This window comes from Pedobacter insulae, assembly GCF_900113525.1.
In the GTDB taxonomy this organism is placed as follows: domain Bacteria; phylum Bacteroidota; class Bacteroidia; order Sphingobacteriales; family Sphingobacteriaceae; genus Pedobacter; species Pedobacter insulae.
Window position 1 is genome coordinate 64,221 of the sequence record NZ_FOPP01000010.1, and the last position, 20,706, is coordinate 84,926.

Consider the following 20,706-nt stretch of genomic DNA (forward strand, 5'->3'; position numbering starts at 1 on the left):
AGAATTTAAAAGTTGTTCAATATGTATATCAGTTCTTCCATCAGCGCAAACAAGCGGTTCTCAAAACAAAGTGTATTGTCTGTTATCTCGCTTCCGTCAAAGCATCTGATAAGGGCAGGTTCTTCCATCAGGGTATATTCCTGCAATTCCGTATTGATGCACTGCAAGAGATTTTCGTTCAGCCATCCCTTGCCATCGGCACAAAACGAAACGTACCTGTCCATTGTGACCATGCCATCCGTTTCATCTTCATCAACCTGCCCGTTGGGACGTGCATTTGCGAATATGGTTCTTTCGGGATATTGTTCATAAAGGGCAAAGGCTTCCATAGCCATGTTCATGGCATCAAGGTCTAAAGTATCCCTGCATGTAAAACCATTCAGCCGCTCTTTAAAAAACAAAAGGTTTGCACGGTTGAACAGTTTTTGTTCCATGTGTTCGCCAATCCATTCAGCCTGCTCCAGTTCGCTCAGGTACATAGCGGACTCTTCGGTTTCATCATCGCTTGTTATCCATTCTTTTATCATGTCGTACTGCCAGTAGAGGTAGCTGTCTTCCTGCCTGTAGTATGGAACATCAGCAATATGGTAGAGGTAGCTGCAAACCGATAGTAAAAGACGGGCGGTATGTTTCCGCTTCGGGTTTCTGAGCATTCGGTACAGGGGTACAACAGGTATATAGAACAGCGTGGAACTTGTATCGTATCGTTCCTCACTCATGAAGTATGTTTTGCTGCTGTCCTTTATCAGCCTGATTTCTTCCCAATCCCTTACCTTATCTTTCAACTGTGCTTTGGTGTACCATAAAGCCAGTGCGATATTGTAGGGATAACCGTAATCCTTTGAACGCATCGTTTCTATACCGTAATACCCTGCCAATCGGGAAAGGGACTGATAAAAATCGTGCTCCGTTTTTTTATTTTTCCTGCAAGCCTGTACTGTTTCCGTCTCTGCCAGTTTTGGCAGAAAAGCGGTTCTTAGAAAACCATCGGCAACATGGCAATCGGTACGGACTGTTGTTTGTCCTTTCGGACTTCCACCGCATCTTTTGTTCTTTGCATCCATTCTGCGAACCCGTTTAACTGTTGGTGCAACCTGCGTTGCTTTGGCTCTTTGGGCAGGTGTATCATGCCCGATATGATATGTGGTTGCATACGTCATTGTTTTAAGTTTTTGGTTTAACCTTTGGTTCCCATTACACTTTCAAAGCGGTACTGAACCGTATCATCCCTTATAACAGGTGCAGCTATTTTTGCGGTGGTCAGTATGGGATAGGTATTGGAATAGAAATTCAGTACCGCCTGTATGCTCCATTTTGGTTCGGGGTCTGCCAGTTTTATTTCCTGCCCGTTGTCATTGAGTATAAATACCCGTTCTAATTGTGTTGCTAATAACATAGTCCTTTATTTTATTGTGTTTATCAATCGTCCGTTTCATTATCTTCATCAAAGCCGCCTTGTGGTTCGGTTTCCATTTCCTCCTCCTTTGCAGGCTCTGCAAAAAGGTCAGGTTCAAACTTTGCCGAAAGTGCTGTTCTGCGTTTCCTGATTTCCTGTTCGTATTCGGGATACAGGTTTGGCTCGGGAACTTTTACCCATGCCTCCCTGAATTTGCCCTCCTTTTCGAGTTCATCAGCTTTTGACATGGCTTCCCTGTATTTTTTGTCCCTGCTTTCCTTTTCTTTTTTCGCTTTATCGGTTTTATCCTTTTCCATTGCCGATTGCTTTTGGACTTCTTCCAACTGCTTCATAAAAACTTCCATATTGACCATCAAGCCCGAAACTGTTTGCAGGGGTGTTGTTATCTGCTTAAAAAATCCCTCGTCCAAATCTTTGGCTGTACCCTTCAGGCTAAGGGGCGGTATAAGCTGTTTGGCATCGTCTCCGCACTGCTCGTTGTTGAGCATGACCGATACGACAAGGTTATCATCAGCTCCGTTGCCGATGGTGATTTGCAGGTTTCCCTTAAGTTGAAGCCCTGCTACCTGTTCAAAAAAATTCGTTTCCATATTTTTGTATTTTTATGTTATAAATTAAAAAGCATCTTCACCGCCAGTACGAACCTTGCGTTTTCATGCTGCCTTGCGGTGATATAAACCTCCATGCAGTGGGTGGTGAATACGGCTATATAGCCATCAAACAATTGCTCGCTGAACAGCCTGCCGTTGAGGCATAGTTTTTTGCCGTACCGCTCAACCTTTACTTTGCCATCCCTGACCAGTGACAGCCAAAAATCATAGGTCATCAGCCCATTATCCCATGCCTGCCTTTGCCGTTCTTCATCTTCCAACATGGCAAGGCTCATCCCATGAATGAATTTTATCAGTTCAGGCATTTCTTTGGGAAAAAGCCCGAATAACAGGCTTGCTTTTTCTACGTTGCTCAGATTTTCTATCGGTTTCATATCCGTGATTGATTTTAAAGGCAGCCGCCCGAAGGCGGCCTGCCTTTTGTGGTTAATTAAAATTGAAAATGTCCGCGCCATCCTGTGAGAATGCCGCACACAGTTCAAATGCTTTTTGTGATTTGCTTTGGGCTGTTCCTCCCATGATGATTGATTGCAGCTTGGCATCATCATCCCTGTACTTGCGCACATTCTGATAGTAGCCTGTAATGGCATTGTATGCCCCGAATACCGTCCCTTTTGTGGTTTCCATCTGTTGTGTGTCTGCTATCATTGCATAGGAAAAGGCATCCTCAACGGTATTTTTGAACACGGTGGATATTTCATCCTCGCTGCCCTTTTTAAGGAAGTCCATCGTTTCTTTGTTGGGACATAGTGCCAATTGTATCAGCTTTTTCACATCCTTATCGGTAATGCGCACGGTTGCCCATTGGTTAAAAATCCCTTCCAGTTGGTCAGTCATTGTATTTGCGAGCCCCATTACCCTGTGAGCATCTTCCAACCTTTGCCTTGCGCCCGAAGTATGGCGTATGCGCACCACATTGGACATGCTGCGAAGCGAAGCATTGAGCGTGTTCTGACAAACGATACGGATAGGGGTAAATGCAGCGGTTATGCTTCCGCTTCCATCGTGCGAGGTGGTCAGGAAGATGTACTTTTCGGTAACATCATCGCCACTACCTACACGGATATAACCGGGCAGCTTGGCGGTAATAAAAATCCGTTCACCTTTTCCCAAAGCCCCTGCCGTCTCGTACAGGATACCATCCCCACCGCCCACTATGGCATCAAAGAATGAAAATGCATCGGCATTCTGCACGATGTGGTAGTCCTTGCCAACCACACCAAAAACTGCATTTGTATCTGTACGCATGGTAGCGAAATTGTCGGGGAGCAAAATGCTGCTGCCCTCTGCCAGTTCGTTTTTATCGTTCACCGATAAACCGTTGCCTTTGGTGAATAATGGTGACTTGATGACCTCGTAATCAAGTCCTGCATGTTTGATTGCCTCGCTGCTTGTTGGGTAGTCCTTTACGACCTGCCCGAGATTGTGCCATGCCTTTTGCTGTACGCTGAAGAAACTGTACCTGCCTGTTTGCTCATTGAAATTAAGATTGTGTGCCATAATTTTATTTATTAAATGATTGAATGTTGATTTGAATTAAAATGGGAGGTCGTCCTCTGCTGCACTGTTATCTTTGGTTTTCTTAGCGGACGGTTTGGGAGTACCTGCGCTGCGATCTGCTACTGCCTCACTGTTCCTGCCACCTCCAAAGAACCTGATGTTTGAAGTATGAAAATTGAGTGATGCATGTGCCTCGCCATCCCTGCCAAGCCATGCCGATGCGCTTACCCTGCCTGTTAGTTCCACCAGTGTTCCTTTTGTCAGTGCTTTCGCCACTTTTGGAGCTAACCAGTAGGCGCAATTAAAATACTCGGTGAGTTTTACCTGTTCGCCCTGTTTGTTTCGGTAACTGTCGTTTACTGCTACCGAAAATCTGACTACCTGTTTTTCGCTTGGGAGGGTGTTCACTTCCGCATCCCTTGTAAGCCGTCCGATGATGTTCATAGTTTTCTGAATTAATTGTTAAATCCTCTTTTTATTCTTTCCTTAATCCCGTCTGCCACCTAAAAGCAAAACTTTTTCAAAAGAAAAAACGGTAAAAAAGAAAGCTCCGGAAGTGTACAGGCTTTGAGTAAAAGGCAAAAGGAAACGGAATAAAGGAGGGGCTGCGGGAAGGTGGTGTTTATGCCGTAGTCTTTTGCGGCATGGTGCGGTTGGGCCTGTACAAACTTCGCTGTCCTTTTTAACCGTTTTGATTGGAAAAGAAGATCAATCATGCCTGTATACAGGCGGCATGTTGCGGGCATAAATGTACCCTGATCAACAGTAAAAGAAACCTGTTAGGGATTGGAGCGGTTAGCCCGCAGCGCAGCGAGGACTATGAGCACAAAGCCCGCCCGCAGGGAACAGCCCAAAAAGTTAAGTAAACCATCTAAAATTTATTACATTCGTTTTAGGGCTATCAACAGGACTATAAACCTGCTACACAGATTATGAAGCAACGAAATAAATTTCCCAACGCAAGTGTGCTGAGCATTCTCACGTATGACCATGAGGAAAATGGGATAAGGTATGATAACGATATACTGTATATTTCAGTTAGAACCGTTCCCGATTATTTTGGGATGGATACACTGTTTTGGTATCCCGGCACAGGCAGGAAAGGGAGTGCTGCGATTGTCTGGAAAAAGCTTAAAGTAAAACATTGGTTTGCTTGTGGAAAGGACGATTTGATAAAGCAGAGATATGATCACCTCCTGTTAACGAAGTCTTGTGAAATAGATGGCCAACTGGTAAAATTTCGCCTCCCTTCCTTTACAAAGGAGATGTATACTCCTGATCCATTTTATGACAGGAACCAAAATGAAACTGTGCAGTTGTTAGTTGCAGATATGTCGCATTTCCCACAGGCATTCCTCCAGAAGGAAAACCTCCAAATATTATCTGGTTATCAAAAATCAACGACTGACATCAAAGCTTTGTATCCTGTTGGGCTGTATGAAAAAAATGAATTGTATAAGAACCTGACAAAAAAAAATTTCGGATCAGTTGAAATGCGCCAAGCATATTTGACCTTTCACGGATCGCGTTCAAAAGAAGCAGCAGAAAAAGTGATAGATAAAAGAAAGCCTATTGGCGAAAGAAGCAGGACCCGTGCTTCTTTGGCGGGAATGATCGGGTTTTATCAGGAGGATTTTATGGCGGAAAAGAAATATGCAGCGATATTCTCCGATAAAAATGGTGTAGAAAGCGGAAGATCTGAAATCGACAGGTCTAACGGTATTTTTAGGGCTGCATTCGATGATCAAAGTGGAAAGGGCAGTGTTACAATTCTTGTTGATGATATGGCACTCAAAAAGATAGATTATACATTGATAAAGGACATCAAATTTGATGTTAACATGGCATCGGGAACCCTAAATGACATATATGGCCGCAGCCATATGCAGATAGAGAAAAGCAAGCCCAGGCCTGAGACATTCAGCACTTATACCTGGCAGAAGGATGTCTATGCCAATCCGGAGGACGGCAATATCAAGCTATCGGACACGTTCAAGGAATTGTTCAACTACCTGGGGCCAAATCTTGTAATTGCTGATCCATACTTTATAAATAATATAAAGCTAAACGAGCTTACCAAAGAGTTTATGCTGACCGATTGCCAATTAAGCATGCTGAATGCTATAGCTACTGCTGCGGTAATGGGAGAAATTTCGGAACTTACCATACTGGGATATAATTCAAGGGCGAACCAGCATTTTGATAGGGACGAAGATTCTACAGGAACAACTACTGAACAACGGTTTGTTCGATACGAAACTTTGTTTAGGAATTTTATTGCCAGCAATAAATTAGGGGATTATCTGGCTGATTCTTCAATCAAATTTAACAACGCTCCAAATGATTTTCACAACAGATATTGGTTTTCTCTTTCTGCCGACAGAAAGAAATTGGAAAAATGCATTGTTGTTACAACCAGTATAGGAAATATGTTCGAGGTCGATTTCTTGCCCATAACCGATCAAGCGCAATTAACACAGATTACTATGAAATATTTCAATCTACTAAAGTTTTCGAAAAATGAGCTCAGCATCTAAAAGTTCAGACTTCTTCAAATCGTTGTCTTCGGTCATTGACTCCAAAACCAAGCCCGACTGGTTTATCCTTAAAGAATTGGACAAACATTACGAAGGCAACAAGGATTTACATTTTTCATTTCATGATGGCCCGCGAACAAGGGAGTATCCGTTTCAGGCGCATCAGGGTTATTTATGCGTTGAAGCCAGTGCAGAGAAGGATTTCAGGCAGGGATTCATCGAGTTTGTAAGGCTATATAAAGGTAACGAGCTTGCCTTATGCAATATTTATATCGTGCTAAGTCAGATTAGTAGCAACGATAAATTTACCAAAAGTCTGGAAGATGATTTTAAAGCGATTATCGATGGGGAGTGCGAAACCATTTATAACCGGTTAATTGTCGCCTTAAACAAAGACTATTTTAACCATCATCACTATTGGGGGAGCGAACCGAAAACAGTTCAGGATTGGTTGGACATTTTTAGGAGCTCTCAGGGATTTCACAATATCACCGATCCCGTTATTGATGTTAAAAAACTTGTCCAACCTAACAAACGTCTTCATTTAGCATACAGGCATATCCTTGTGATGAAGCCTTTGTTGCGCGCAACTTTGATGGGATGGTACAATTTTCAGTTGGAAGCAACTACTGAGGAGGTACTGCAAGCTATTTCCACGAGTCCTACAGAGGCCGCATTTGTTGCCGCAAGTATCTTAGATGATATAGGGCCGGAAAGAAAAGCTCCTGCATGGTTGAACAGAGAGATTGTCGAAGTTTTTGTTAAAAAATACTGGGAAACAATCGGAAAGGCACTTTTTGTGCATGTATATGGCATCAGCTACAGAAACCAGAACGAAAACGAACTCTTCAAGAGTTTACAGCAGTTACTTCATGAAGTCATTTTGGAACGAATACAGCCTAATGATGCGACTGATGTGCTTTGGCTGCAAGAGTTTGATCTTCCTGATACCTATATCGCATTTTTTTGGTGGGCGATTGAAAACGATGTCCCGTTCACGAACGTTCCCAAAGTTAAAAGAGATCTGATAACTACGTCTCTTTTAACAGCAGTACAAAAGATCGTAAATGATCTGGTGACCTACGTTGCTCCTGATAACAATTCAGATCCTTTTCGTTCTACTGAATTCTTAAATGAAAAATATCAAAGGACACTCGGGTATGTGCTACTGTATTTGCTTGATGCTCCCGATAATAACATAAAGCAATTAAGCAGTATTTGTTTTGCATTCAAGCCGATGTATTATGGCGGGTATGAGGCAAATCTGATCGCATCCCGTTTTACTGATTTTATTTTACTGGTTGTGCTTTCGATTGATCATCTAAAAGACCTCTCACAGGAGATGAGAGCGAACCTGAAAAAAATTCTGGACATTATCGGAGATTCGGTACTTATACCTTATGTTCATTTATCAGAAAGGAGTTCTGATATTTGGGATATTGACAGCAAAAGGGAGACTTCCTATTACAATGCTTCAAAAGATCTGGTGAATGATAAAATGAAGCGGACTATCGGTGGAGCATATACAGCTGAATTCAATGACTTTTTTAGTTTAATGAATGAGATCAAAGTAGCGCAGTGGCCTTTTGAAAGGAACTAATTTAAATTTAATCAGAATCATGACTATATCAAATATGAAACGAATTAAAAATATCCTATTGTTAATCATCGCTGCTTCAATAACAGCTTGTGGTGGTTCTTCGGCACCACAACAGGAACGGGCATCAATTAATCAGCAAACAGGTATTGTCGAAACTTATAAACCAGCAAAAGCAGATTTGATTAATTTTTCCAAGTCTGATGTGGCACGGTTTGCCATTTCATCAATAATGGGACAATCGTCAAAGAACATCAAAGTTCGATCTGAGAATGAACTTTATTATGTTTCTTATATGAGAAAATCTGATTCCAAAAAGTTTGACTACAAAATCAAGATTGATGGTAATACGCTAGTTTGGGCCAATGTCGATGGTCGATGGCGTGACGGGGAATATGACGAAAGAATCAGTTTTGAGGAAACTGGAAATAGGTTAAAAATATATCAAACTTTCAGCGATGGCTCAATTGAAATTAAGGAATATAAAATAGGAGATTAAACTAAAGCACTAACTTACATGAGCACCATGCCTTCATTATTACGAGCAAACCCTTACCAAACCATCAGGAACATAGAACCTGGGCCGGCTCTGCTTTCTGTCAGGAATGAAGATTTCAGTGCGACAACCTATAAGGAAGGAACTACTACGCTTAACTATTCACGGTGCAGATTTATTCAACTTACCATCGAAAATATTGAGGACATCGAGTTTGGGACTATCCACATGGCTTTTTTCAACTGTATTATAGACGGTCTGGTGATAGAAAAGATTAAATCGAAAAATCTGACCTTATCTTTTTTTAGTTGTGTTGTAAATGCACGGATAAGCGGAGAAAATCTTTTAGATATCACTTTTAACAATTGTGTAACCACAAGTGGAGTATTCATAAATGGTGCACAGAAAGTTAATATAAAGTATACCAACGAGAACTTTAATGAGGGCGAATGGAAAAGCATGTTTATTCAATACTATTTTAACAATACCGAAATCAAGGATGTTATTGAAAGTATTCAAAGATATTCAATAGATAAAACGACAGAGATCATTTGCAGTTCGAATTTTGAAACCGAGAAACTCCCATGGGATCTGAAAGTTATTCTAAGCATTTCTTATGATTCTGAAATACATGACAGATTAACGTTTATTACCGATATACCCTTACAGTCTCTTTCGCTGCGAGGCTCATCTAATGGAAAAATATTAGTGGACAATACAAAGATTGACGAATGGTATATCAGCGACTTTGAGCCCAAAGGCGAGGTAGCATTTTATGATATTGAGCCTGTTGGTGGTGCCTCAAAAAAGATAGGCATTCATAGCAGTAATCTTGACCATGTAAAGTTTGACCGGGTTATTTTTGAAAGCTATAATGCAATTTCATTTTTTAGGACCAGGTTTTCTAAAGCGATCTTTACATCCTGTGATTTCCCGGACAATTATAATGCGTTTTCGAGATTCATGAACCTGCCAAATGTACATTATGCTGAACAAAGGCCTAAGAACTATGAAAAGAGACAGTATGAGATGTTTCTGCAATTGAAAAAAGCACTTGAAGAAACCGGCAATGTATACGAAGCGCAGAAACTGCATGCAATATCACATGAGGCGTTAAAAAATATACAAGGACTACATTCCTGGGACAAAGCAATTTTGTGGATTAACAGCTTTTCAAATGATCACGGCTTATCCATTAAAAGGGCCATAAAGGGGTTTTTCATGTTTTCGATTCCGATTTATTCAATGTATTTATGGAGCATAGGTAGACTTTTTACCAGCAATCCTCTTGATTGGAATCTAATTGGCTATTATTTTAGTTTTGTAGATATAACCCACAGGAACGATTTTTTGGCTGCTAAAGACGAACTGAACGGATGGTCTGCATTTTTTGATTGGACAGGAAAAATTGTAGTAGGTTTCTTTATCTATCAGTTTATTGCTGCGTTCCGTAAATATGGAAGAAAATAAACATTGAAATACTCACCTCCATGCTTCTACCTGTTAGCGATATATCCTGTCGAGATACCGTTTATTGGATCCATTGTTTGAATGCTCCTGCTTTGCGCTGGCTTACAGTAACATCTTCAATAGGAACAGGAACAAGTTCTATTTTAAGCTTGCCGTATTCTAATGGCTGATAGGATTGACATGCGGAACGGTGTGCAATGAGCCTCCGATTGATACGAAAAAACTTGTTCGGGTCAAGGTGGCCTTCTAGTTCATCCAGATTGGGATCACATAAGTAGTCTTTTTTGTCCCATGTACGAATTAACACCTCCCTGCCGATAATATAGGCGTACGCAATCTCTTCACATGGTAAAGAAATCGTTTGCTTTCCATCTAATACTGCAATATAGCTACGGTAGCTCTGTTCATTTGAGGTTACAGTGGCAGCAAGAAATTTTACCCGGTGATAAAAGTAATAGATCACATAAAAAGAATTCAATAGTGCGATCAGTGCGATAGAAAGGGGAAACTGGTAAACCATATAATCTGATTCCATTATACTTCTATCAAAGGAACGGAAATAGATAAAAACCAATATAAAACAGGCAAGTGATACCAATATAATCCCAAACAAAAACTGCATAAGAAAACGTAACCACAGATTAACTTCCCAACTAAAATGCCTATCTAACTTAATCGTAATCCTTCTTACAATCCATGCCAGGATAAGAGCAATCGCATAATTTATGGCAAGAACGGGATAGTATGATTTAATCGTAAAAGCTTTAAGCGTAGAAATATCCTCTCCGGTCAGAATGATAATGTGTGCCCCTATAAGACAAACGATCAGGCGAAATATCAGATCCCTATAGTTTATTATCAGTAGCTGTGAAGATGAATCCTGCATAGACAGTTTTTAGCAGTTTATTGAACAAGCTTAGCTTTGACATTGTTCTATTGTAACAATATTGTTACCGTTTGAAAGGGAAAAATTTCGGAAATTTAGGGTTACACCAACCTTAAGCGATATGAGCGACACTAAAGTACCTTTAACGACTGCGGGCATCACTACATTACAGACCAACCTGTATTCCCTTTCTGATCCGGATCTTTTTGATGAAGCCGATGCCGTGCACCAGGACTTTGTTGGTTGGATTGATGACCATATAGAGCTCACATCGCAACAACTCGAATGGTTGTCGGATATTGATCAATTGTTTATTGATTACCTGTCGGCAAAGACAGCAATCGCCTTTAAGAACAGATTGCCATTTTCATTGGAAGTGCCTTCGGTTGCAGGCAATGGCAAATGGTTCCAGGATAAGGAACCAATAGCTCCGAGGTGGCAGGGTTCAGGAAATATAACAGCAACTGGCGAACTCAGTTTTGAACTCGGCTATTCAAGCTAATAATTATGATTTATGGAAGCCGATAGTCCCATAAATAACAACCTGTTTGTGCTTCAGCAATTGAAGCAGGGTGACCATCATGCGTTCAATTTAATCTACCAGCAGTACAAAACGGAACTTGGCATCCGCATCCTTCGCATGGTGAAGTCGGAGATGCTCACTGAAGAACTGTTGCAGGAACTCTTCATGCGCCTTTGGATTCAGCGTGGTAACATCGACCCCGATAAATCAATAAGAGCCTATTTGTACCAGATCGCAAAAAATATGGTCATAGACCTGTTGCGGAGAGCAGCAAAAGAACAACATATCCAACAACAGATCATTGCTGCAACAAGTGAACTGTACGAGCATGTGGAACAAAGCCTGTTTAAAAAGGAGAATGAAGCCTTTTTGCAACAGGCAATTGATCAGTTGCCACCACAGCGTAAGAAAATATTTGTCCATTGCAAGATAGAAGGGAAAAGCTATAAAGAAGTTGCTGAAGAGTATCACATCTCAACAACAACCGTCAATGACCATATCCAAAAATCCATGCACTCTATTAAAATATTTCTTACAAGCAGACCAGGCTTTCAGCTTTATGTTCTTTTGGCTGTCCTGTTCTCAAAATAATTTGCGCCCCCGACCGTGATTTATTTTCTCCCATTCGTAATACATTAAAACCGTTACGAAAATGGACAACCGATATATATCAGAGCTACTCGATAGATACTTGAGAGGGGAAACCAATCCGGAAGAAACCCGTGAACTATTAAAGCTTTTTGAAAGTAACCCAGCCCGCAACTATCTTTATGAACTTGTAGATAAAAAATTCGATGAAGGTGTTGAAGCCAATGCGGATATACTAGCAAGGCTTAACCCTTTAACAGATCGTGTTGAAAAAAAACTTAACCTTTTAATCCGAAAAGATAACCAGTTCAGACCGATCAGGAGGTTAAGGCTTGGTGTCGTTGCAGCGGCAGCCTCCATCATTGTCGCGCTGGGTGGGGTACTCATCTATCATTATGGCAAGGAAAAAATATCCTCTGGTTCTTCAATTGCTGTTATTGATGTTGATCCTGGAGGTAACAGAGCTAAACTTATCCTTTCAGATGGCCGGGAAATCAATCTTGAAAATGCAGCAACCGGTACTCTTGCAAATGAATCCGGAGCAATAGCAACGAAAAATTCAGAAGGTGTAATCTCCTACAGTATGGCGGAAAGTTCGGCTTCCGCCAGCACCTTCAATACAATCCAAACTCCTAATGGGGGAACTTATCAGGTGCGTTTGCCTGATGGCACAAAAGTATGGCTCAACGCCACTTCCTCGCTTAAATACCCTGTGTCATTTTCTGGCCGGAAAGAGCGCATGGTAGAGTTAATTGGCGAAGCCTACTTTGAAGTGTCACATAATGCACGTCAGCCTTTTTTGGTTTCAACTTCAACTCAGACCGTAGAGGTATTGGGCACCCATTTCAATATTAACAGTTATGCTGATGAAGGCAGAATTATCACGACCCTTGAAGAAGGTTCGGTAAAAATTGCTTCGTCTGCAAACTCAAAGATCATCAAACCAGGGGAACAATCTGTTAACGAAGGCGGGAAACTTCAAGTTCAGGCTGCCAATATGGAAACCGCACTAGCATGGAAAAACGGAAACATCATCTTTAAAAGTGCTACCATAAATGAGATTATGCGGCAGGTAAAGCGATGGTACAATATAGAAGTGATTTACGAGGGAAAGGCAAACCCAAACTTATTTAGCGGAGGGATTTCAAGGAACAGTAAGCTATCGGTACTGCTGAACGTACTCAAAGATAACGGCATCAACTTCGAGTTAAAGGAAAATGCCAATAATAAAACATTGGTGATCAAACAATGAAACACTTAAATAAAACAACAACATTTATGACTAAAACCCCAGCGCCTATGCAGTAAATCAGTTTAATAATTTAGGTTAATTAGTTAATGATGCCCGGCAATAAAAAACCGCTTGTGCTACGAACACAAGCGGGAGTGCCGGGTGAAACGTCAATACTAATACCGTCCGTAACAGAATTAATTATCAACCACCTAACCTAACAAAAGTATGAATTTTTTTATACGCTGCAATGCCTTTTACGATTGGCTTAAGCAGCATAACCCGCATCTGCTTTTAAAGCAGATACGGATAAACCACCCCCTAAAACAAATTATCATGCGCGTATACCTCACAGCATTTATTATCGGACTGGCATTCATGAATGTCGCGGCTAATGTGCGTGGGCAGAATGTTACGCTCAGGACAAAAAATGCCGAACTCAGTTTGGTCTTTGCTGAAATAAAAAAGCAGACAGGCTATCTTTTCTGGTATAGGGACGACCTGTTAAAGAACACAAAAAAAGTTACACTGGACCTCAAGAATGCAGAACTTAAGGAAGCCCTTGATGCCTGCATAAAAAACCAGCCCCTGACCTATACCATTAACGATAAGACCATCGTGTTAAAGGAAAAGGAAAAAAACTTTTTAGACCGGGTAATGGATGCATTTAGTTCCATTGATGTCAAAGGAAAAGTAATGGATGAAAACCGGCAGGCTTTATCCGGTGCAACCGTAAAAGTTAAAGCCACCACCTTGCAGACGATAACTGATGCAAATGGAGAATTTTATTTAGAGAATATTGCAGAGGATGCCATCATAGAAATTAGTTACCTGGGTTATATCACACAGGAGGTTAAAGCCAAAGCCAATCTGACCATCACATTACAACAGGTTACTTCAAAGCTGGAAGAAGTGGAGATCAATGCTGGTTATTACAAGGTTAAAGACCGCGAGCGAACAGGCTCTATTTCAAGAATTGACTCTGAGATTATTTCAAAACAACCGGTTAATAATCCATTAATGGCCATGCAGAACAGAATGACTGGTGTCATGATTACGCAACAAACTGGAGTTCCAGGCGGTGGGTTCACAGTGCAAATTCGCGGCAGGAACAGCATATCAAATGGCACAGATCCGTTATACATAATTGATGGTGTAATCTTTCCTTCGGAAACACTTTCAGGGTCTACATCAAATTCGATTTATGTTGCCGCTAATCCATTAAGCACAATAAATACCGATGATATAGAAAGCATTGAAGTACTAAAAGATGCAGATGCTACAGCAATTTATGGTTCAAGAGGGGCAAATGGTGTTATTTTAATTACAACAAAACATAGCAAAAGCTCATCACCTCAAGTTAACGCATCTGTCATGCAGGGCGTAAATCAAGTTGCGAACAAGATGAAGCTATTAAATACTGAAGAATATATAGCTATGCGTATGGAGGGTCTTTCAAATGACGGTTTACAACCGGCAAGCACCGAATATGATATAAATGGTGCATGGGATAAAAGTAGATATACAGATTGGCAAGAGGTTTTGATTGGTAACAGAGCGAACACAACCAATGCTTTAGTAAGCGCTTCGGGTGGGAACGATAACAACAATTACCTGCTTGGTGGAAATTACTACAAAGAGGGAACAGTATTCCTTGGCGATTCACGTTATGAAAGAGTCGGGCTACATACCAGCTTAGGTTTTGGCTCCTCAAAAAGCAAACTTAGTGCGCAATTTAATGGTAGTTACAGTCATGTTGCTGCAACAACCCTTCGGTCTGATCTTACCTCATTAATTTTGCTCCCTCCGAATTTTCCTAGTTTGTTAAATCAAAGTGGTAAGATAAATTTTGAAAACAATACCGTAATAAATCATCCTTTAGCATATACAGCTCGAACTAATCAATCTGGCACTAATACATTTGTGGCAAGCCTTACACTTAATTATAAATTAAGTCAAGGCTTAAATTTAAAGGTGTCCGGTGGTTATACAACAATTAGCAGAAACGAACTTGGAAAATCCCCAGCCTCTGTTCTAGCGCCATCAAATGCTAATTACAATTCTCCACTTGGCAGAACTGCCGCATATTCGGATAATTTCAGGAACAGCTTACTGGTCGAACCACAGGTTAATTATAATGGAAAGGTAGGTCCAGGGAAAATAGATGCACTTGCAGGCTTGAGTATACAAGAAAGTACATCACAGCTAAGGACGATTAATGGCAGTGGGTTTTCGAGCGATGACCTGTTAGAAAATCTCGCATCAGCTTCAACGATTACAGTTAGCGAACTTAAATATGTACAATACCGTTACATTGCTGGATTTGCCCGATTGAATTATAGTTTGGCTGATAAATATTTTATAAATCTTACAGGAAGAAGAGATGGCTCTTCAAGATTTGGGCCTGGAAAGAAGTTTGCATACTTCGGTGCAATTGGTGCAGCATGGGTATTCTCTAGTGAATCCTTCTTTAAGAATAGGCTGAGCTTTATTTCCTTCGGTAAACTAAGAGGAAGTGTAGGTATTACTGGCAATGATCAAATTCCAGACTATCAATATTTGCAGCTATGGAATAACTCTGCCGGCACTTATCAGGGAAATCAAACCTTAACGCCCGTAAGATTGGGCAACCCTGATTATGCGTGGGAGACCAATAAAAAGTTGGAAGCCGCATTAGAGATTGGATTTCTAAAAGACAGGTTACGGTTAGAAACCGCTTATTACAGGAACAGGTCTTCAAATCAGTTGGTGGGTAATACCTTGCCTTTAAGCGCATCACTACAAACAATACAGGCGAATTTACCTGCACTTGTACAAAATACGGGTTTTGAAATAGATGTTAAATGGAATGTCATTCAAAATCCCAAGTGGAGCTGGTCAACCAGTTATAACCTCACGGTGCCAAAAAATAAATTAATTAATTATCCCGGACTCGCAGAATCGAACAACTATTGGAGATACGCGATAGGTGAGCCGTTAAGCATTTTAAAAGTCTATAATACATCAATTAATCAATCAACCGGATTATACCAATTTGAGGATTATAACAAAGACGGAAGAATAGATATAAGTGATCAATATATCATAAAATACATTGGGCAATACTTCTATGGTGCGCTTCAAAATTCGATTAAATACAAACAATTCAATCTCGATTTTACATGGTCATTTACAAAGCAAACAGGTAACAATTATATGTCTGGGATATTCAACGCACCAGGCAGATGGTCTGCAACAAATCCACAGAACCAACCCACTATAGTGCTGAATAGGTGGCAAAAAGCAGACGATCAAACAATGATCCAACGATTCATAACCAAAACATCGGTCGGTTACTCGGACGCAGCCGAATTAGGTGGTCTGAGTATCACTGATGCGTCATTTGTAAGGTTGCGCAACGTATCGTTTTCCTTCGATCTTCCCAAGCAGTGGATGAATTCAATAAAAGTAAAGAATGCCCAGATAGTTCTACAGGCACAGAATGTTTTTACCATAACAAAATACATTGGTCTAGATCCAGAAACGCAAAGCCTTAGCAACCTTCCTCCATTGCGAAGTTGGGTACTTGGGGCAAGGATTAACCTTTAATTTTTAAACTATGAAACTTAAATCATTAATATTTGGAATTATTGCAATTTGCTTTTGTTCCTGTGAAAAATTCTTACAAATAGGCCCTCCAAAGCAGAGTCTCGTACAATCGGAAATATTTAAAACAGATGAACTAGCGACAACCGCAATTACAGGTATCTATAGTCAAATGGCATTGACCGGATATGCCTCTGGCAACGGAGGAAGTATATCTGTTATCACAGGGCTTAGTGCTGATGACCTAGTTGGTTATGTAACAACCCTTAATTTTTATGAGAATGACATTCCCACTACAAACACCACAATCACAACATTATGGCAAAGTCCTTACAAATCTATTTATTCAGCAAATGCAGTTCTTGAGGGCTTATCATCTCCAAATGGTGTCTCAGAACCTATTAAAGCCCAACTAAGGGGAGAAGCGCTATTTGTAAGAGCATTTGCAAATTTTTGCCTTGTTAATTTATTTGGTCCTGTTCCGCTAAATCTAAATACCGACTATCGCATCATGGCGGTAGAACCGCGTTCTTCGGTTGACGTAATATATCAGCAGATAGTTAAAGATCTTAGAGAGGCAGAAGGTTTGCTTCCTGAAAACTATGTTACAACGGAACGTGTGCGCCCAAATAAAAGTGCGGTGCAGGCATTGCTGGCAAGAGTGTATCTGTATAATGAAGATTGGGCGAATGCCGATAAATATGCAAGTATGGTAATTGCCAAAACAGCTACATACAAACTTGTAGCGTATGATGACATATTCCTCAAAAACAGCCAGGAAGCTATTTGGCAGCTCGTACCAACCGCTGGCGGAAATACTGCTGATGGTAGTGTAATGATCTTGACTGCAACTCCTACGTTTGCATCTCTGCGCCCAGACTTTGTTCAAAATGCATTTGAGGCAAATGATAAAAGAAAAGCTGCTTGGGTTAGAACCTACACAAATACTACAGGGACTTATTACTATCCATTCAAGTATAAGGTTAAAACTTCCTCAACCATATCTGAATATAGCATGATTTTTAGACTTGCAGAGCAATATCTAATACGTGCGGAAGCTAGAGGGCACTTAAATCAGTTAAGTTCAGCCATTGACGATATTGATCAAATCCGAAGCAGAGCAGGTTTATCATTGATTAAAAACATTAATCCTTCGATTTCTCAATCTAATCTTTTGCAGGCTATTGAAAACGAAAGACGGGTTGAGCTTTTTGCCGAATGGGGGCATAGGTGGTTCGATATAAAACGGAGTGGAAAAGCTGATCAAATATTGGCACCTATCAAAGCCAAATGGCAATCAACCGATCAACTATATCCCATACCAAGCGCTGAAATTACCCGCAATAAAAGTCTGGTACAAAATAAAGGATATTAAAATGAGCAAGATACAACATACAATTTTAGTACTAATAAGCATTGTTTCATCTTTTCAATGCCTGGCATTTTACGAAGGTGGAGCGAAATTCACAGCACAACTCAACTATACAAAACCTCCTGATAGTTTAATTGTGAAAACCTTTACCAAGAACTGGACATACTCTGACTATCCGGTGTCATACTTTAAAGCATATCAGAAAGGCAAGTTTCGCTTTGAATTGGAAGAATTTAAGAAACCTGTCATGATCATGATCACAATAAAGCAAGGAAATAAAAGGTTATCCTATAGTTATTTTATGGAGCACACAGATAATGTAAACTTCGAAGTATTTAGAAACAATCAAAGAGATTCAATTGCTTTCTCTGGGAATGGATCAGAAAAGTACAACCTAGTGAATCAACTAGAAGACGAGTTTAAAGAATATTTTAGTGAAAGAAGTAAACTCAAATTAACGATTACAGAAAATCTTGAAAGTGCTTTAGAGAAGTATGCACAAATGGTGCAAGACTACAACGGTAGGAAACAAGAGCATATTGAAAAATCTAATCTATCCCCGGAAATGAAAGAACTCATTAATTTGCAATTTGCCAATTATTATGGTGACTGGTCATGGTTGCTCTCCAATCTGTTTGTTTTCAAGAAGACTAGTCAGGAAGTCAGAGATCAGATACGGGCTTCATATTTGAAATTTAGTCCAATTTTCACTCAACTGCCTACTGCCGGTAGTATAAATTGCCATAGATACATAGGAGCGTTGTTTGATCGGGTTCGAGCAGATAGATTGATGGGAAATAACGTTGGGTCGATACCGTTAGAACAGTATTATCATGCTATCACAAATCAGTATAGCGGTCCCGTCAGAGAGCGTTTACTAGCCGAATTTTTTATGAGCAATTATACTTTACAAAATATAACTTCTAGTGCAAGCCTTTCTTTTGATTCGTTGGTCGCTGACGCCCGAAGGTACCTTGGCAAATCTGAACTTCTTTCTGAAGCATTAGACTATAGAAGCAGATTGAAAAGAGGGAATAAACTTACTGAGCCAACTTTTACTGACTTACTTGGTAATCCTTTTAACCTGGAAACCCTAACAGGAAAAGTTTTATTAATTAAAGTTTGGGCAACTGGTTGCGGTGGATGCATGGACTTTGAGAGGAGATTAATCCAGGATATCAGCCCTTCTTTCGAGGGAGAACAGCAATTTAAAGTCGTATCTATAAACGTTGATAAAAGGACGGAAAATTGGATTAATAGCCTAAATACTGGTAAATATAGTACAAGAAGGCATCTTAATCTAAATACGGGTGGACAAGGCTTGTCCCATCCCTTTTTAAAGCAGCTCAATGTAAATGCATTGCCATTTGTGCTTATTGTCGATAAAAAAGGCAATATCTATCAGAAACTTGATCTGTCAATAGAGAACAATGATATTATCAAAGTTATCTCTTCTGCGATAAAAGAATGATCTCTGCAAGGTTAAGCGACCACCCTGATGCATTGTAATTTCACCATTGGGATTCTTTAATGTCATATGAGATAAGGTAGTTGCCGTACAGAGCGTTAAGCTTCCTATTATCGATGGAAAAGTCTCGGATTTTAAAACCCTTATAAAAAGGCAGGGAAAAACTATAAAGGTATTTCCCTGCTTTGATGTCATAGACATCAATAAATTGTTTCTTTCTTATAAACTGTAACGGTTCATTTTCTGCCTTTAAAGCTGAAAGGATAAATAATTTATTTTTGTCCATAGCAAAAAAGTAGTTAACAGAACTTCGAGAAGTACGCATGCTAGTATGTTTCTCAGTTATACCCTGTGATGTATGCTTTTGGTGAATTTGTGTAATTATTCTTGCTGTAGAGATTGTATCAATGGTTTTAATCACTGAGATTTTACTAAGGTTTGTATCCATTTTTAATACCTCTCCTCTATAATAGAACATGTACAACAAGCTGGATGACTCTTTATTATATCGCATCCACCCATCCGTACAGAAATAGCCATCTACTTGTTTTGGAAGTGTTAAACTTGCTGTCACCACAGCTGATGTTACCAGCTCAATCCGGCAAATTTCTCTCTGCTTAATTTGACCATATTTTTTAATGGCACGTACAATAATCGTTTGCGGTGAAATAGCGTGAGACTGGTCAAAGATAAGCCCTGGTACCTTAAAGTACTCCGAAACACCATTTGGCTTTATTCTTAGCACTTCACCAGCGGAGTTGGTTAGGAAGATAACCGAATCTGCTATTGTGCAATTAGAAAATCTCGTATTCAAATTGTAAGCAGGCAATACTTCGATATTTCTTACAGATAGTATACCATCTAGCCGTCTTATTTCTAGAAGCTGGTTGCATTTTTTGAATGTCTTTAATATGATCCGATCATCATTTTGGTCCTCATGAAAAAAATAGTTCTTATTAGCTACATCTATTATAGTATCTAACTTTGAGTCCAGTTTGATTATTGAACGTGAAAATCCATTATGACGTTTATCTACAACATTGTATAAAAAGATGGAAGTTATCACTAGGATAACAACGGCTATTATTAATATGATACTTAATTTTTTTTTCATAAAGAAGTGCTGCCTGCAATGACAGGCAGCACATAGAATTTAGTTTTCGTCAAATGATAGGCCTTCAACTTCGCTGGTTGGGATGCGGTTTTGAGGACCCTGGAGTTCCGGATCAGGCTCGCTGTAAAGCTCGATGATTTCGCATGAGGTTGTACTTCCACTACAGTCCACTTCGTCCCCGTTAGAGTTATAATAAGGAGGAGCAGCCATTTTTGTAGCGGCAATTGCTCCACCAACGGCTAATGTGGCAAGAACTGCCAGTGTTAAAATTTGTTTTTTCATAAATTTGTTTGTTAATTTTAAAAGAAATG

19 protein-coding genes are annotated in these 20,706 nt (G+C 40.1%); 10 read left to right on the forward strand and 9 right to left on the reverse strand.

Annotation, left to right across the window (positions count from 1 at the left end; genetic code table 11):
* Positions 1-5 precede the first annotated feature (5 nt).
* Genes BM207_RS15580 through BM207_RS15605 form a run of 6 tightly spaced genes read right to left on the reverse strand, consistent with a single transcriptional unit; the run spans position 6 to position 3,972 of the window.
* Positions 6-1,160, reverse strand: coding sequence for a hypothetical protein (locus BM207_RS15580; protein ID WP_090996400.1), 1,155 nt, complete (start codon positions 1,158-1,160; stop codon positions 6-8).
* 17 nt (positions 1,161-1,177) lie between these two features.
* On the reverse strand, positions 1,178-1,396 hold the full coding sequence (locus BM207_RS15585; RefSeq protein ID WP_090996403.1) for a PRTRC system protein C: 219 nt from the start codon (positions 1,394-1,396) through the stop codon (positions 1,178-1,180).
* A gap of 23 nt (positions 1,397-1,419) precedes the next feature.
* Positions 1,420-2,007, reverse strand: coding sequence for a PRTRC system protein E (locus BM207_RS15590; protein WP_090996406.1), 588 nt, complete (start codon positions 2,005-2,007; stop codon positions 1,420-1,422).
* A 17-nt stretch (positions 2,008-2,024) separates the two neighbouring features.
* Positions 2,025-2,402 carry a hypothetical protein gene (locus BM207_RS15595; RefSeq protein ID WP_143095978.1) on the reverse strand — a complete coding sequence of 126 codons (378 nt, stop codon included), beginning with the start codon at positions 2,400-2,402 and terminating at the stop codon, positions 2,025-2,027.
* 52 nt (positions 2,403-2,454) lie between these two features.
* Positions 2,455-3,528: a DUF932 domain-containing protein gene (locus BM207_RS15600; RefSeq protein WP_090996412.1), complete on the reverse strand. Its 1,074-nt coding sequence runs from the start codon at positions 3,526-3,528 to the stop codon at positions 2,455-2,457.
* A 36-nt stretch (positions 3,529-3,564) separates the two neighbouring features.
* A complete protein-coding gene (locus BM207_RS15605) occupies positions 3,565-3,972 on the reverse strand; it encodes a single-stranded DNA-binding protein (RefSeq protein ID WP_090996415.1) in 408 nt (135 codons plus the stop codon).
* 488 nt (positions 3,973-4,460) lie between these two features.
* Between BM207_RS15605 and BM207_RS15610 the strand changes: the two genes are divergently transcribed.
* Genes BM207_RS15610 through BM207_RS15625 form a run of 4 tightly spaced genes read left to right on the forward strand, consistent with a single transcriptional unit; the run spans position 4,461 to position 9,628 of the window.
* Positions 4,461-6,065, forward strand: a complete 1,605-nt coding sequence (locus BM207_RS15610; RefSeq protein WP_090996417.1) for a hypothetical protein — start codon at positions 4,461-4,463, stop codon at positions 6,063-6,065.
* On the forward strand, positions 6,049-7,665 hold the full coding sequence (locus tag BM207_RS15615; RefSeq protein ID WP_090996420.1) for a hypothetical protein: 1,617 nt from the start codon (positions 6,049-6,051) through the stop codon (positions 7,663-7,665). The genes BM207_RS15610 and BM207_RS15615 overlap by 17 nt, the downstream gene beginning before the upstream one ends.
* A 34-nt stretch (positions 7,666-7,699) precedes the next feature.
* Positions 7,700-8,161, forward strand: a complete 462-nt coding sequence (locus BM207_RS15620) for a hypothetical protein (RefSeq protein WP_090996423.1) — start codon at positions 7,700-7,702, stop codon at positions 8,159-8,161.
* Between the two features lie 27 nt (positions 8,162-8,188).
* Complete coding sequence (locus BM207_RS15625) at positions 8,189-9,628, forward strand: hypothetical protein (protein WP_143095979.1); 1,440 nt, start codon at positions 8,189-8,191, stop codon at positions 9,626-9,628.
* Positions 9,629-9,689: 61 nt separating this feature from the next.
* Here BM207_RS15625 and BM207_RS15630 read toward each other — a convergent pair whose 3' ends face one another.
* Entirely contained in the window at positions 9,690-10,514 is an 825-nt protein-coding gene (locus tag BM207_RS15630; protein WP_090996429.1) for a LytR/AlgR family response regulator transcription factor, read from the reverse strand.
* 121 nt (positions 10,515-10,635) lie between these two features.
* Between BM207_RS15630 and BM207_RS15635 the strand changes: the two genes are divergently transcribed.
* From BM207_RS15635 to BM207_RS15660, 6 genes are all read left to right on the forward strand, one after another.
* The gene (locus BM207_RS15635; protein ID WP_143095980.1) at positions 10,636-11,016 is read left to right on the forward strand and encodes a hypothetical protein; all 381 of its coding nucleotides are present in this window, start codon (positions 10,636-10,638) and stop codon (positions 11,014-11,016) included.
* A 12-nt stretch (positions 11,017-11,028) separates the two neighbouring features.
* Positions 11,029-11,628, forward strand: coding sequence for an RNA polymerase sigma factor (locus BM207_RS15640; protein WP_090996435.1), 600 nt, complete (start codon positions 11,029-11,031; stop codon positions 11,626-11,628).
* A 61-nt stretch (positions 11,629-11,689) separates the two neighbouring features.
* Positions 11,690-12,877 carry a FecR family protein gene (locus tag BM207_RS15645; RefSeq protein ID WP_090996437.1) on the forward strand — a complete coding sequence of 396 codons (1,188 nt, stop codon included), beginning with the start codon at positions 11,690-11,692 and terminating at the stop codon, positions 12,875-12,877.
* Between the two features lie 315 nt (positions 12,878-13,192).
* On the forward strand, positions 13,193-16,444 hold the full coding sequence (locus tag BM207_RS15650; RefSeq protein WP_177217144.1) for a SusC/RagA family TonB-linked outer membrane protein: 3,252 nt from the start codon (positions 13,193-13,195) through the stop codon (positions 16,442-16,444).
* Positions 16,445-16,454: 10 nt separating this feature from the next.
* Positions 16,455-17,816: a RagB/SusD family nutrient uptake outer membrane protein gene (locus tag BM207_RS15655; protein ID WP_090996443.1), complete on the forward strand. Its 1,362-nt coding sequence runs from the start codon at positions 16,455-16,457 to the stop codon at positions 17,814-17,816.
* A 1-nt stretch (position 17,817) separates the two neighbouring features.
* Positions 17,818-19,284 (forward strand): TlpA family protein disulfide reductase, encoded by a 1,467-nt coding sequence (locus BM207_RS15660; RefSeq protein ID WP_090996446.1) that lies wholly within the window; start codon positions 17,818-17,820, stop codon positions 19,282-19,284.
* A gap of 40 nt (positions 19,285-19,324) precedes the next feature.
* Here BM207_RS15660 and BM207_RS15665 read toward each other — a convergent pair whose 3' ends face one another.
* Together BM207_RS15665 and BM207_RS15670 are read right to left on the reverse strand one after the other, a co-directional pair.
* Positions 19,325-20,395: a hypothetical protein gene (locus BM207_RS15665; RefSeq protein ID WP_090996449.1), complete on the reverse strand. Its 1,071-nt coding sequence runs from the start codon at positions 20,393-20,395 to the stop codon at positions 19,325-19,327.
* Positions 20,396-20,434: 39 nt separating this feature from the next.
* A complete protein-coding gene (locus BM207_RS15670) occupies positions 20,435-20,677 on the reverse strand; it encodes a hypothetical protein (RefSeq protein WP_090996452.1) in 243 nt (80 codons plus the stop codon).
* Between the last annotated feature and the right edge of the window lie 29 nt (positions 20,678-20,706).

What these genes read in the sequence shown, in the direction of transcription:
- BM207_RS15580 (WP_090996400.1), bottom strand. Translation starts at nt 1,160, where the DNA reads ATGACGTATGCAACCACATATCATATCGGGCATGATACACCTGCCCAA.
- BM207_RS15585 (WP_090996403.1), bottom strand. Translation starts at nt 1,396, where the DNA reads ATGTTATTAGCAACACAATTAGAACGGGTATTTATACTCAATGACAAC.
- BM207_RS15590 (WP_090996406.1), bottom strand. Translation starts at nt 2,007, where the DNA reads ATGGAAACGAATTTTTTTGAACAGGTAGCAGGGCTTCAACTTAAGGGA.
- BM207_RS15595 (WP_143095978.1), bottom strand. Translation starts at nt 2,402, where the DNA reads ATGAAACCGATAGAAAATCTGAGCAACGTAGAAAAAGCAAGCCTGTTA.
- BM207_RS15600 (WP_090996412.1), bottom strand. Translation starts at nt 3,528, where the DNA reads ATGGCACACAATCTTAATTTCAATGAGCAAACAGGCAGGTACAGTTTC.
- BM207_RS15605 (WP_090996415.1), bottom strand. Translation starts at nt 3,972, where the DNA reads ATGAACATCATCGGACGGCTTACAAGGGATGCGGAAGTGAACACCCTC.
- BM207_RS15610 (WP_090996417.1), top strand. Translation starts at nt 4,461, where the DNA reads ATGAAGCAACGAAATAAATTTCCCAACGCAAGTGTGCTGAGCATTCTC.
- BM207_RS15615 (WP_090996420.1), top strand. Translation starts at nt 6,049, where the DNA reads ATGAGCTCAGCATCTAAAAGTTCAGACTTCTTCAAATCGTTGTCTTCG.
- BM207_RS15620 (WP_090996423.1), top strand. Translation starts at nt 7,700, where the DNA reads ATGAAACGAATTAAAAATATCCTATTGTTAATCATCGCTGCTTCAATA.
- BM207_RS15625 (WP_143095979.1), top strand. Translation starts at nt 8,189, where the DNA reads ATGCCTTCATTATTACGAGCAAACCCTTACCAAACCATCAGGAACATA.
- BM207_RS15630 (WP_090996429.1), bottom strand. Translation starts at nt 10,514, where the DNA reads ATGCAGGATTCATCTTCACAGCTACTGATAATAAACTATAGGGATCTG.
- BM207_RS15635 (WP_143095980.1), top strand. Translation starts at nt 10,636, where the DNA reads ATGAGCGACACTAAAGTACCTTTAACGACTGCGGGCATCACTACATTA.
- BM207_RS15640 (WP_090996435.1), top strand. Translation starts at nt 11,029, where the DNA reads ATGGAAGCCGATAGTCCCATAAATAACAACCTGTTTGTGCTTCAGCAA.
- BM207_RS15645 (WP_090996437.1), top strand. Translation starts at nt 11,690, where the DNA reads ATGGACAACCGATATATATCAGAGCTACTCGATAGATACTTGAGAGGG.
- BM207_RS15650 (WP_177217144.1), top strand. Translation starts at nt 13,193, where the DNA reads ATGCGCGTATACCTCACAGCATTTATTATCGGACTGGCATTCATGAAT.
- BM207_RS15655 (WP_090996443.1), top strand. Translation starts at nt 16,455, where the DNA reads ATGAAACTTAAATCATTAATATTTGGAATTATTGCAATTTGCTTTTGT.
- BM207_RS15660 (WP_090996446.1), top strand. Translation starts at nt 17,818, where the DNA reads ATGAGCAAGATACAACATACAATTTTAGTACTAATAAGCATTGTTTCA.
- BM207_RS15665 (WP_090996449.1), bottom strand. Translation starts at nt 20,395, where the DNA reads ATGAAAAAAAAATTAAGTATCATATTAATAATAGCCGTTGTTATCCTA.
- BM207_RS15670 (WP_090996452.1), bottom strand. Translation starts at nt 20,677, where the DNA reads ATGAAAAAACAAATTTTAACACTGGCAGTTCTTGCCACATTAGCCGTT.